The 10,810-nt window shown below is 42.3% G+C and carries 17 protein-coding genes and 1 pseudogene; all 18 read right to left on the bottom strand.

Annotated elements, in window-relative coordinates:
• Positions 1–260 (bottom strand): annotated as a pseudogene (locus tag HNQ34_RS09835) (hypothetical protein); the annotation flags it as partial.
• A gap of 134 nt (positions 261–394) precedes the next feature.
• Positions 395–1,762, bottom strand: a complete 1,368-nt coding sequence (locus HNQ34_RS09830) for a DUF2325 domain-containing protein (protein ID WP_183254031.1) — start codon at positions 1,760–1,762, stop codon at positions 395–397.
• Positions 1,763–1,902: 140 nt separating this feature from the next.
• Positions 1,903–3,399, bottom strand: coding sequence for a recombinase family protein (locus HNQ34_RS09825; protein ID WP_183254029.1), 1,497 nt, complete (start codon positions 3,397–3,399; stop codon positions 1,903–1,905).
• 351 nt (positions 3,400–3,750) lie between these two features.
• On the bottom strand, positions 3,751–4,002 hold the full coding sequence (locus HNQ34_RS09820; protein WP_183254027.1) for a hypothetical protein: 252 nt from the start codon (positions 4,000–4,002) through the stop codon (positions 3,751–3,753).
• Complete coding sequence (locus HNQ34_RS09815; RefSeq protein ID WP_183254025.1) at positions 3,999–4,355, bottom strand: hypothetical protein; 357 nt, start codon at positions 4,353–4,355, stop codon at positions 3,999–4,001. The genes HNQ34_RS09820 and HNQ34_RS09815 overlap by 4 nt, the downstream gene beginning before the upstream one ends.
• A gap of 1 nt (position 4,356) precedes the next feature.
• Positions 4,357–4,698, bottom strand: coding sequence for a hypothetical protein (locus tag HNQ34_RS09810; protein WP_183254023.1), 342 nt, complete (start codon positions 4,696–4,698; stop codon positions 4,357–4,359).
• Complete coding sequence (locus HNQ34_RS09805; RefSeq protein WP_183254021.1) at positions 4,667–5,323, bottom strand: ATPase; 657 nt, start codon at positions 5,321–5,323, stop codon at positions 4,667–4,669. The genes HNQ34_RS09810 and HNQ34_RS09805 overlap by 32 nt, the downstream gene beginning before the upstream one ends.
• The gene (locus tag HNQ34_RS09800) at positions 5,323–5,676 is read right to left on the bottom strand and encodes a hypothetical protein (RefSeq protein ID WP_019416864.1); all 354 of its coding nucleotides are present in this window, start codon (positions 5,674–5,676) and stop codon (positions 5,323–5,325) included. The genes HNQ34_RS09805 and HNQ34_RS09800 overlap by 1 nt, the downstream gene beginning before the upstream one ends.
• A 6-nt stretch (positions 5,677–5,682) precedes the next feature.
• Positions 5,683–5,835 (bottom strand): hypothetical protein, encoded by a 153-nt coding sequence (locus tag HNQ34_RS09795; protein ID WP_183183977.1) that lies wholly within the window; start codon positions 5,833–5,835, stop codon positions 5,683–5,685.
• A gap of 2 nt (positions 5,836–5,837) precedes the next feature.
• Complete coding sequence (locus HNQ34_RS09790) at positions 5,838–6,239, bottom strand: hypothetical protein (protein WP_183254019.1); 402 nt, start codon at positions 6,237–6,239, stop codon at positions 5,838–5,840.
• Positions 6,239–6,379, bottom strand: coding sequence for a hypothetical protein (locus HNQ34_RS09785; RefSeq protein WP_183254016.1), 141 nt, complete (start codon positions 6,377–6,379; stop codon positions 6,239–6,241). Before HNQ34_RS09785 ends, HNQ34_RS09790 begins: the two co-directional genes overlap by 1 nt.
• Entirely contained in the window at positions 6,370–6,651 is a 282-nt protein-coding gene (locus HNQ34_RS09780; RefSeq protein ID WP_183254014.1) for a hypothetical protein, read from the bottom strand. The genes HNQ34_RS09785 and HNQ34_RS09780 overlap by 10 nt, the downstream gene beginning before the upstream one ends.
• A gap of 2 nt (positions 6,652–6,653) precedes the next feature.
• Positions 6,654–7,121, bottom strand: a complete 468-nt coding sequence (locus HNQ34_RS09775; RefSeq protein WP_183254012.1) for a hypothetical protein — start codon at positions 7,119–7,121, stop codon at positions 6,654–6,656.
• A gap of 145 nt (positions 7,122–7,266) precedes the next feature.
• Entirely contained in the window at positions 7,267–8,781 is a 1,515-nt protein-coding gene (locus HNQ34_RS09770) for a fibronectin type III domain-containing protein (protein WP_183254011.1), read from the bottom strand.
• Positions 8,782–9,044: 263 nt separating this feature from the next.
• Positions 9,045–10,121, bottom strand: coding sequence for a hypothetical protein (locus HNQ34_RS17510; protein ID WP_246364031.1), 1,077 nt, complete (start codon positions 10,119–10,121; stop codon positions 9,045–9,047).
• Between the two features lie 59 nt (positions 10,122–10,180).
• Positions 10,181–10,372: a hypothetical protein gene (locus tag HNQ34_RS09760; RefSeq protein WP_183254009.1), complete on the bottom strand. Its 192-nt coding sequence runs from the start codon at positions 10,370–10,372 to the stop codon at positions 10,181–10,183.
• Between the two features lie 58 nt (positions 10,373–10,430).
• Complete coding sequence (locus tag HNQ34_RS09755; RefSeq protein WP_183254007.1) at positions 10,431–10,646, bottom strand: hypothetical protein; 216 nt, start codon at positions 10,644–10,646, stop codon at positions 10,431–10,433.
• Between the two features lie 4 nt (positions 10,647–10,650).
• Positions 10,651–10,809 carry a hypothetical protein gene (locus HNQ34_RS09750; protein WP_013876578.1) on the bottom strand — a complete coding sequence of 53 codons (159 nt, stop codon included), beginning with the start codon at positions 10,807–10,809 and terminating at the stop codon, positions 10,651–10,653.
• Position 10,810: the final 1 nt, after the last annotated feature.

Raw genomic sequence — 10,810 nt, 5'->3', positions numbered from 1 at the left:
TTCTCGAAAAATTCCGCATTTTCTAATTTGGCGATGAACATATCAACGTTCTTCTCTACGATCGGAATTAACTTATTGCGAATATCATTAGCCCATGCAACTTGCTTCTCTGTCCCTTTTAAAGCTGGCAACACTTTTTCTCCCATTTTCTTCACCTCAGCCCATACAGTTTTTAATGCTAATGCCATGCGAGCCACCCAATCACCAACCATTGTTTTTGCTAAAGCAACCGCTTTTTTCATGATCTCTTTTTTGTTCATTTCCTTCTCCTCCTGTCTTGTATTCAACCTTTCTGATTATATTATAACTCATTCTGTCTAAAATTCAAGACATTTAATAAAAATTTTTTTGATTTTTTAAAAAAAATAAAAAGGCACCTGTGTAGGTGTCTTTTTCATAATTTCCTCGCTACGTCCTCCAGCAAACGCGGGATATTCAATCCCTTCATAAAATAGATCGGAACATCATTCTGTAACGCATATGCTTTTGCTTCCCACATGGCTAAATGGGAAATGAATTGCGTCAATATGATAATAATGTCGGCTTGTTTCAATATATGATAAAAGTCCGGGTCTAACACTTCTCCTGAATGCACAAGAACCATGCAAGGATACTCTTTTTTCGATTGCTCTTGGCGACGGCCGCCGATGATAGCCACTGTTTTCCCGACAAGGGTATCTAGTATCTTTTGTTCTGCATCGACTTGCGCTTCTTCCAACTCCGACACACTAACTTCCTCTTGCGTCGGCTGCAATTCTCGAATCAGTTTGTCTTTTTCTTTCAGCTCGTCGATCAATTCGGAAACAAACGATTTCAACTCACGTATTTTTTCAATGTCTGCCGGGTCGCGCGTGACAATATTTTTGTTTTCTTTTTCTTTTCGTAGCTGCTCATATGCTTCTGATAACTTTTCCTGAAGCTTGGATTGCTCTGCCCTCAATTCCTCGATTTGATGAACATATTTCGTGATTTTCTGACGTGTTCGATTCAATTCATCCGTCAACATAGCGATGCGCCGGAAAAGAAAGTCGTTGTCTCCTTTTTCTTTCTTGATGAGTTGTCCAATCCATTCGGTTCGCAACTCCTCAAGTGCTTCACCGAGTGGAAAGTGTAGAACGACAAACCGCATTCGTTTTTGTCCATAATATTTCACATCTTTTTCGAGTGCCCAACCAAGCGGTCCGATATCTAGCAGATGGTGATAGATGAAATATTCATTCGCTGCTCTCCAAAAACGCTGCTTCTCTTCTACTGTCTTGAACCGATTCAGCGCATCTTTCCGATATTGGGCAATCGTACGGGCGCTGGTTTCGATTCCTAACTTCTGATATGCTTCCTGGAATTCAAAATCAACAAGCTCATTGACCATATCCCGCCAATTCGCAATCGCATAGTCCGTGTATTTTTCCCAAAATGCTTCCTTCTGTTCATTAAAAATTTCGTATCGCTTCTGGTGGGCTTCTTGCATTTCTTCCCCACCAACATCTTGGCCATAATTGATTACAGCTTCGCTAACGACGAGATTCTTCATTTCATCACGATATACCACACACTCCGGCATGGATTCCGTTCCACATTTCCTGCATACGATCGGTTCCACCTTATGTCCGGTGTTATCCAATTGTTTATCGAACTCTTCGAAAGTCAATACACCATAGTCATAGACCTTTTTCTCATTGATAAAACCGCAATATTTACATTTTCCCCTGAACCACACGGTAACGTGCAGTTTCTTTTTTAAAAACGGACGAATATCGACCATTTTACTTTCCTCCCCCTGTAAACCTGAAAAATGAAAAAAGGACGGGAGAAAACAACTCCCATCCTTCATCATACCGTATCCTTTTTCTCATCGCCATACACTTTCTGCAATGATGGGACTTGGGCCAAATTTTGACGTCTTCAAAATAAGTGAATCTCGATATTTTCTTTATCGATAACACGAATCTCTTTAACAACTTTGCGGATCAGCGTCTGTTTAATTTCAAAGTCAAATTCTTCTTTGTGATTCAGAAAGAAGTCAATTGCTTCTTGCAAAATGTGTTCGTTCGGCTTGCTTTCTTTCATTTCTTTGAGTTGTTGTTCCAGCTGGTTGTATTGTTCAGTCAGCTCTTTTTCGCGTTGCTGCAAGTTGCGTATTTCCTCTTTCACTTCTTCCAGGTCGAGTTCGTCGTCATCGGACATTGTGACAAGCGAAAGCAGGCGTTTACGCCCCTTTCTTGCTCGGTCAATCTCTTTTTCTAGCCTTTCTAGTTCTTTCTTTTCATAGCTATTTTCAACGTCAGCGACTGGTTGGAACTCTTGTATTCGTTCTGTATGGTTGAATAGATCAAGTAGATATGTCCACACCTCGTGTTCAATTTCGTCCGCGCGAACGACCATTCCACAGCCTCGGTGTTTTGCCCCAGCTGTGTGTTTTCTGTCCGTGTATTCGCGATGATATTTCCCCCAGTTTTTCATATATCGCCCGGTCATTGTGTTCCCGCATTGTGCACAGCGCAAAAGACCGGACAGCAAATAGTCACGCTTTGCTGTTTTTGCATAGCGCCTTCTCGCTTGTTCTAGCAGCATTTGCGCTTGCTGAAATTGCTCTTCTGAAACAATTGCCGGAACATCCACATAGATCCATTCATCTTTGCTCCGCAAGCGCATCGGCACTTTTTCATTGCGATACTTATTCGCCAGCATGCCTTCTGTATTCCACTTGTTTTGCGGCTTTTTTCCCATGTACGTTTCATTCATCAATATTTGCCGTACCACTTGCCGATGCCACACCGTTTTTCCCGTTTTTGTCGGTATTTTTCTCTCAGTCAAATGCAATGCAATGCCGTTTACGCCTTTGAAACGCTCTTGAACGAAACTGTCAAATATGAAGCGAACAATTTCGGCTTCACTTTCATTTATTTTGAGCTGTCCGGTTTGTTTGTCATAGTCGTAACCATATATTCGATCGTTCTTCACGACTTTTCCTTGTTTCGCTTTTCGTTTCCGCCCTGCCATCGTTCTTTCACGGATTTTTGCTTTTTCAAACTCTGAAATAGCTCCGCGCATCGAAAAAAACAGCTTCCCTTCCGGCGTATTTGCATACTCGCCGTTCACAAAAAGCAATTCGACATTATGCTTTCTAAACTCATCATCTAGCAGCAGCTGGTGCATGAGATTACGCGCCAGCCGGTCGGGATCGTACACAATGACGGTATCGATCATTCCGTTTCGTATATCGTTTCGCAAGCGTTCCAGCCCTGGACGCTCAAGAAATTCGCCGGAAAAGCCTTCATCGGTGTATATCATTACATCGTCCGTTTTCGCCTTTTTCTTCGCTTCTTCGATCTGATGAGCGATTGAATATCCTTTCTGTGCCGATTCTTCCGTCGATACTCTTGCGTAGATAGCTTTCATTTCTCTTTGCTATCTCCCTTCTATATATCTTCACTAAATAATGATAGCAATCTTGAATATTCTTGTCAGTATGCTTTCCTTTTATCATTCGTACATTCATCGCGCATACCTCCTTGGTTGAAGATATGCACGCGCTGGTTGTACGAATGAAAAAAAACAGATAACATGTGCAAACATGCTATCTGTCTATCTGTTTAATCTAAAACGATTCCGTATTTCTTATAGCAAAGATTCTTGATTCGCCTGACTTCTCGTTTATAGTGTTCAATTAGAATCGTGCTATTTTTTTTGTATCCTTGTCTAAGCAAAAAACACTTCCGATTGTATTCCTTCACAAGCGCGTATAGTTCGTCAGGATGAACGTTGTACTTGTCCAAGTTCGCGCGCCTCCTTCAGCGCTTCTTCGAGATAGTACGTCACTTCACGGGCAAATTTACCGATGAAAAAGCCGATTGCTACAAACATTCCGCATACAGCCGTCAGCTCTCGATTCGTGAAAACTGCAATCATTCCAGTTGGATTGACTGCTATGACAATGATAAAAACAGCTGGGATTGAAAGGATCGTATAAAACAAGCTCAACAACAAGTCTTTTTTCTTCATGCTGCACACCATTCCTCGACTTTTCTTAGCACCGATTCAAGCAGCTGCAACGTTTCGTTTTCTTTGTAGTCAATGTTTTCTTGTTCGGCTTGTCGTTTCAGTTCTGCTGTATAGAAGGAAAGAAAAGAGTGCAGCATAGTAGCTTGTTCATCGTTTAATTCGATGTTGTACGAGTCACATTCCCCTTTTTGCTCTAATTGCTCGCTAAGCGTAGCCGTAATCGAATCATAGCAAGCAACTTTCTTTTTCCCTTCAAAAAGCCCGTAATTTCGCTTGAGCGCTTTTTTAATCTCTTTTCGCATGATATTCATATGCAAAAGCAACATAGCAAATTCTTCATTTGTGAGAAACATTTCATTTCCCCCTGTCGTTTTTTCGTATTTCATCTAAGTATTCTTGTAGCTTCCGATTTTCCGTTTCCGTCAGTTCGTCCGGCTTCATCATGAAAAATGAGTTTCTTCCTATTCTAATTCGTCGGTCAGCAAACTGTTTCACTCGTTCCCAGTGCATACATACAGACGGAAGCAAAATATACCCCATTCGGTTGACAATGTCCTGCGCTATTTCAAGTTGTTTGAAAAAATAGAATTTCTGCGTGATTTTCGCGAATTTCACGACTGGAATGGACGGAAAATGATACAACAACGTACGTGGATCTTTATCTTTATAGTGCTGCGGCACCAGTGAGTAGTTCATGGGCAGCCCTCCTAACTGTTCCACGAGCTTGATCGTGTATTTCCTCAAGCGTACGGAAAAATTCGTTTCCCTCTCGTTCTGTCGATGGAAGAGGGAAGCCTAGCACCATTGTGTCCGTATCGTACAAACCGAGTTTGAATATTTTCTTTGCCTTCCACATCGGAAGGAACTGTTTGTGCATAAATTCGCCCGTCTGATAGTCGGTGAAGTGAATCGCAAAACCGCGTTCGCCGATTTTTCGAACGTTGATAAGCACTTCGACAATTTGCCGAATGCGGCTGTCCACGTTGTTAATTGACGGCGAACAGTATATTTGCACGCTTTTCATTTTGCGTGTAAACATCATGACTTCTGTTGCGATCGTCGCGCCATATTTCGACCATTTGCGGTTTGAAAACGCCATTTGCGCTTCGTCCCAGCAACAAATGCTGCCTTGCGCTTCTGCTACCTTATACCAGTCTGTGTAATGCTCTAAGGGGATAGAATCTTTCAAACCATAATTGCTGAACAACTGAATATCACCGCCACGCGCACGCACTTTTTCTCTCCAATGATGCGCCAAAAGCGACATCATCAACGTTTTCCCAGCGCCTAACGGACCTTGTATGAAGAAATGATGTGCCACTACCGTTTCCCTCCCTTCTCAACACCATTCGGCGCGACAATGACCGGCTTCGGCGGTTTCGGAATAAGCGCTTCGATCGTGTCGATATAGTATTGCGGATCAGCGACAAGCACCTTGCCTTGCATAATGAAATTGATAATTTCGCGATACGGATCGCTTTTCCCATGTAAATATTCATTTTTCGATAGGCTTTCGAGCAACAAAATCGCTTTAATTTGCCACTCTTGCAGTTCCTGCGCTTTTGTTGTCATCTCTTCGAGCACTTGTTTTACGTCCGATATGTGTTGCACTTGCGGAAACAAGTCATCGGAAATGACGCTTTGTAGTTTTTCAGCATTGCTTGTTCCTTGCATATGCGATCACCCCTTTACAAGTTCGACAAGCTCATTGACCTTCTTTTGAAGACGCTCGATGCAAGGATAATTCCATTGCTCATCTATGCTCGCCATTTCTTCGATTGTGTCTATCATTCCTTTCAATTCAAAAATAAGAAATGCAACTTGATTCGACATGATTACTTCCCTCCAGCGCAGCTTGAAATACCAAGGATGATGAATGCAAAGAACACAAGCCCGAATAGAAGTATTTTCGTTAAGTCGAATTGACTTTGCGGCTCTGGCGTACGATACGATGTTATTTGCCGCAATACAATGCTTTTTTCAAGCTCCGCAAGTCGTTTTGTTTCCTGGACAGAACGCGACGGCGCGCGATAGAAAAAATGTCGTCCTTCTATTCCTGTCGTTACCTCGCAATCGTGAATCGGCACGCAATACTTTCCGGTGACATATATCGCATTGTCACGAATTTCATCGATGCGTTGAATGTCGCTTGTTTTTTGTTCGTCGTCGAACACTATGAGAATGTCGTTTGTTTCCGGAAAAAACTCATCTTTTTCTTTTCGTTTGAAAAATGCCATTATATGACCGCCTTTCTTTGTTGTTTTTTCTTTCTATTTGAAAACTGAACAACCTTCCAACCGAAAAATGCGACAACGCCAACTCCGGAAGCTGCTCCAGCGCCTAGCGTAAACATATAGAAAAACGCATCTACCACCATTTCACACCTTCTTTCAAAGAATAATAGAGCCTCATCACAGAACGGAAAATAAGCAACGAGCCGAGTATGACGACCGACATAAGCGCTGATGAAATGACCAACTGCCATGCGGTCGGCATATCGCCGAAAATCGATAAATATTTTCCGACATTCAGCCCTTGCGCCGTTATTTGCCTTACCGCGCGCAATTTTTCTATCGCCATATCTAAAAACGTGATAGGAGGATTAAAGATTTTATCAATGAAACTATGAATCGAATCTTTAATATTCATTGTTACTCTCCTCCTACCCGGATAGACGATAGCAATTTAATCGCCGCAACGGCGGTAAACATCCATAAGATAAATAGCAATATATACGCAATCGGCTCTAATTTTAACGGCTGCATTGCGGTAAAAATTTTTCCAAGCATTTCTGAATAGCCGTTTCCACTTCCGCCGCGCGGGACATATACAAGGCTGGCAAGCGTTTTTGCAAAACCGACAAATAAGGAAACAATCATTTTTGCCAGCTCAAAAAAGAGCAAAAACAGCTTCACCGCCAGCACGCCAATTTTGTAGAGAAAATACAACAAGCCATCAATCAGCGCATAAATGACCTCGAAAAAGCCGATGAACAAGTCAACAAGCCCTTGAAATAGCTTTTTCAACAATCGTCCGATCCATTTAATTCCCGACCATATCACGTCGAATAGCTTGCCGAACGCGTCGCCTAAAATTCCGCCTAACACAAAAGGAAACATCTCTATCACCTGCGGATTACGTTATATAAAAAGCTGATAAGTCGTTCGCCAAACATAATGACAACAAAAAGAAACAGAACGGGCGTGAGATAAACCATGTATCGCTGAAAAACGATTTCTAGCACGGCTTGCAAAATATCAAAATTCATTGTTTCACACGCCCTCCTTTAGCATTCGCAAGCATTTTTTTGATAAATTCGACGAGCGGTCGCCAAAAGACTAAGACAAATGACAGTAAAATCAACGGCGCTGCCCATGCAAGGATATTAATCACCGTCTGTATAAAATCATTGAACGAAAACGGAAAGTCGATTTTCGTTTCCCCCACGGTCGGCACTTGTACCGCCTCGCCTTCTGTACCAAATTCCCCGATCGGAACTAATTTTGTGTCATAGCCACCGAAAAAGTTCAGCTTCATATCTTTTTTCGGTATGATGACTTGTTGCGTCGCAGCATCGACTACTGTATATTCTTGACCATCAATCAGCACTTTCACTGTCCCTTTTGTCGGGCTTGTCCATGTGACGACATAGTCGCCGTTTCCATTTTGCGTTGTCGCCACGCCAGCTAAGACTGGAACAGGCTCAGACGGTGTTGTCGTTTCAATCGTTACCCCTTGCGACTCATTTCCTTCTGTATTGACCGATGTCACCTTATACGAATATGTCGTGTCCGGTGTGACGGTCAAGTCTGTCCAGTACGTTCCGTTTGTTTCAAACATCGGCGTATAGCCATCCGATGTCGTCGCGGCGGAAACGGCTGTCGCGCTAAACAATTGATCCCAAAACGACTGTTGTTCGACCTTTTTGCGATAGATTTTCACGTGATGGAAAAACTCACTATCCGGCGGTGTCCATGATAATTTCACACGGTCGTATTTTGCATCGGCTTGGAGGTCGGTGATATCTTCTACTGGAATTGTTGTCTTTGCTGTTGCTGTCTGTCCTGTCGATGAGTAACCACCACTGAATTTAGAAACAACTTTTACAGTGTATGAAGTGTTTAGGCTTAGATTAGTAAAGTTATATGACGTTGCATCTTTATCTAATGAAGTGATAAAGTTTCCATCTAAATAAAGGTCATTTCCTATAAATCCCGAATCAACAGGATTTATCCACTGCGCTAAAATCGAATGAGTTGAAGGGAATAGTTCTAAGTTTGTAACATCCGGCGGCGGTAGAGTTTTAACTGTTGTTGTTACACCATTTGATTCATTTCCACTAGTATCAAATGTAGTAACTTTGATTGCATATGTTGTATTTGGCGCTAAATCAGTAAAAGAATAAGATGTTTTTGTTTTTTCCAAAGTTGCATTCAAAACACCATTTAAGTATATTTTTGTTCCATTTAAATCAGCGTCAGTAGGATTCGTGAACGTTAAATCAATTGTAGAATATCTAACAGATGTTTGTAATTTTGATACTTCGCTAGGTGGCACAGTATCAGGTATATCGCCAGAATATACGTCTATCTCATATATTTTCGTGTCAACCGTTTGCACTCCGCTTGAATGGAATCTTACTTTTTTTACGTAATGAATTGGACTTATATATGTCTTATTTTTACTCGAAATAGAAGTTATCCCATCTCCTTTATCCAAAACCTGATATGACGCCAAAATTTTGTCATTTTTATCAACAAGATCTACATAATAGCTCATTCCTCTTAAATCCATGTTTAAATATATTGAAGTTATTGTATATTCTTTATCAAGTGTAAAAAACGTATCCAACCCTATATATGTTTGCGGAATATATCCATAGGTAGATAGATTATTATCAGTCATTTTACTGGCATCAACTAATCTAGCAAAAGTAGTAGTAGGCGTTTTTCCTTCTAAGAGCCCTTGCTGATATGCATATGACTTCCCACTAGAAAAAAATATAGAAAGAAATCCAATTATAATAATAAAAGCTCTTCTCATTATCCTCCCTCACTCCCATCCGGATCATCAGGGTGTTTTTTGTAGTATTTTGATCCTTGTATGCTGTCGTCTTGGTTTGGTATTGGCGCGTTGCCGCCATTGTCGCCTGGGCTTGGCGGTGTGTCGTTGTTTTGGCTTGGTATTGGCGCGTTGCCGGTGTCCGGTGTGCTGTCTTGGTCTTTTGGAATCGGCATTGGCTGGTCATCCGGCTGTTGCGGGTGTCCCGCGTCCCATCCTCCTGCGTCGGTGTTCCCCGGCTCTGGCATTTTGTCGGGCAATGACGGCAAGGTGTCGATTGGATTCACGATGTCAAAGCCGCCTGAGTCATCGTTTCGAAACGGAATTTCCGGCGCTTGATTTTCGATATTTTGTTTCGTGAATCCTGACGTATCAAGCCCCGAATCGGGCATGCTTGGCACTTGATTTTCAATTCCGCCTGTATCGACTCCCGACAAGTCCGCAGGCTCTGCCGGTGGCGACGGCGCTGTCCCCAACATCGTCTGCATGTCCGTCACAAGTCGTGGCACAATCGTGTCGCGAAACGTCGCGGCGACTTGATCCCAATTCGGCGCTGGAGGAATTGCACTTTTTATTTCATCTAACTTCCCCATGTATTGACTCCATCCTGGGCAATTAAACAGTTCGCAGCCGGTGCATCCTGAATCCGCAGAATCCGCGCCCATAAAGACAATATGAAACGAATTTGGATTGTCAGTCCATGCCTCTAATGCATGAAATTCTCCGACCGAAGCAACGATCTTGAACCCTTTCGCACCATCAGGGAAATTGTAATCAGAAAATCCCGCTAAAGCAGAAGATCCCAACAGGTTTCCGTTTGCATCAAACCATTGCAACGCGCCTTGACCTGAACCTTGAATCTTGACGCGTGTAAAATTATCGTCATGATATATGACATCTGCCCATAGGATTTCATTTGAACTCGTTTTTGAGCCAAAGTAGCCATAGACACATTCACCGTTTGAACAAACTGCGTCCGCAGCCTCCGCCTTAATCGGCGCTAGCGGCGCGATAAACAACGCGAAAAGAAGTCCCCAGTTGATTATTTTTTTAATCATTTAATACATCACACGCCTTCCATACTAAAAAAGGAGGATTGCTCCTCCCTTTTTTAGTGTTACTTCGCTGTTGCGCGACCAAGAATGGATCGAATAAATGCAATGATTTTTGGCGCAAACCCAAGCGCAAGTGCCAAAAGGATGAATGGACCCACCCATGCTACTAAGCTGTTTACGCTCCCGATTAAATCTGAAACTGTAAATGGTAAACTCAATCCTGAAAGATCAATAGCTGCACCTAAAGCAGGCATTGTAAATTCCTCCCTTAATTTAATTTTTATATTTCACTAGCAGACGCTAGTTGAAAACTTAGTAATGGCGAATTTCATAGTCATCGTCTTTTTCTTGCTTCCCGACTTGATTGGTGTTTGCAAAAGATTTTTTCATGATTGCAACTAGCATGGAAATCGCCCCAGCTGCCGCAAAAATCATAATCATCGGAGCAACATAGAAAAGCAGCCATTTGACGTAATACCAAAATTCATCTAACCGCGCTGGAGTGAAAAATGTCTGAAATTCCGGCATATCATCACGACCTCGATCTGATCGCCACGATCACGCCGTGAAGTAGCATGCCGACAGCAACAATCGCGACAACTAACATGATGAAGGGAGCAACCGTTTTTAAAAGAAACCCAAAAACGCCCCAAAAGAACGCCCAGTCAAAAACATTTCCAATACTTGACACT

The sequence above is a fragment of the Anoxybacteroides tepidamans genome (assembly GCF_014201465.1).
Lineage (GTDB): Bacteria > Bacillota > Bacilli > Bacillales > Anoxybacillaceae > Anoxybacteroides > Anoxybacteroides tepidamans.
Note: the sequence above shows the minus strand (reverse complement) of the source record. Positions and strands in the feature narration are given on the sequence as shown.

Coding starts and splice junctions, on each gene's coding strand:
- HNQ34_RS09775 (WP_183254012.1), bottom strand. CDS start 7,121: ATGTTTCCTTTTGTGTTAGGCGGAATTTTAGGCGACGCGTTCGGCAAG.
- HNQ34_RS09790 (WP_183254019.1), bottom strand. CDS start 6,239: ATGGCATTTTTCAAACGAAAAGAAAAAGATGAGTTTTTTCCGGAAACA.
- HNQ34_RS09820 (WP_183254027.1), bottom strand. CDS start 4,002: ATGAAGAAAAAAGACTTGTTGTTGAGCTTGTTTTATACGATCCTTTCA.
- HNQ34_RS09830 (WP_183254031.1), bottom strand. CDS start 1,762: ATGGTCGATATTCGTCCGTTTTTAAAAAAGAAACTGCACGTTACCGTG.
- HNQ34_RS09825 (WP_183254029.1), bottom strand. CDS start 3,399: ATGAAAGCTATCTACGCAAGAGTATCGACGGAAGAATCGGCACAGAAA.
- HNQ34_RS09795 (WP_183183977.1), bottom strand. CDS start 5,835: ATGTCGAATCAAGTTGCATTTCTTATTTTTGAATTGAAAGGAATGATA.
- HNQ34_RS09770 (WP_183254011.1), bottom strand. CDS start 8,781: ATGAGCTATTATGTAGATCTTGTTGATAAAAATGACAAAATTTTGGCG.
- HNQ34_RS17510 (WP_246364031.1), bottom strand. CDS start 10,121: ATGATTAAAAAAATAATCAACTGGGGACTTCTTTTCGCGTTGTTTATC.
- HNQ34_RS09780 (WP_183254014.1), bottom strand. CDS start 6,651: ATGAATATTAAAGATTCGATTCATAGTTTCATTGATAAAATCTTTAAT.
- HNQ34_RS09755 (WP_183254007.1), bottom strand. CDS start 10,646: ATGCCGGAATTTCAGACATTTTTCACTCCAGCGCGGTTAGATGAATTT.
- HNQ34_RS09810 (WP_183254023.1), bottom strand. CDS start 4,698: ATGAACTACTCACTGGTGCCGCAGCACTATAAAGATAAAGATCCACGT.
- HNQ34_RS09760 (WP_183254009.1), bottom strand. CDS start 10,372: ATGCCTGCTTTAGGTGCAGCTATTGATCTTTCAGGATTGAGTTTACCA.
- HNQ34_RS09800 (WP_019416864.1), bottom strand. CDS start 5,676: ATGCAAGGAACAAGCAATGCTGAAAAACTACAAAGCGTCATTTCCGAT.
- HNQ34_RS09815 (WP_183254025.1), bottom strand. CDS start 4,355: ATGTTTCTCACAAATGAAGAATTTGCTATGTTGCTTTTGCATATGAAT.
- HNQ34_RS09785 (WP_183254016.1), bottom strand. CDS start 6,379: ATGGTGGTAGATGCGTTTTTCTATATGTTTACGCTAGGCGCTGGAGCA.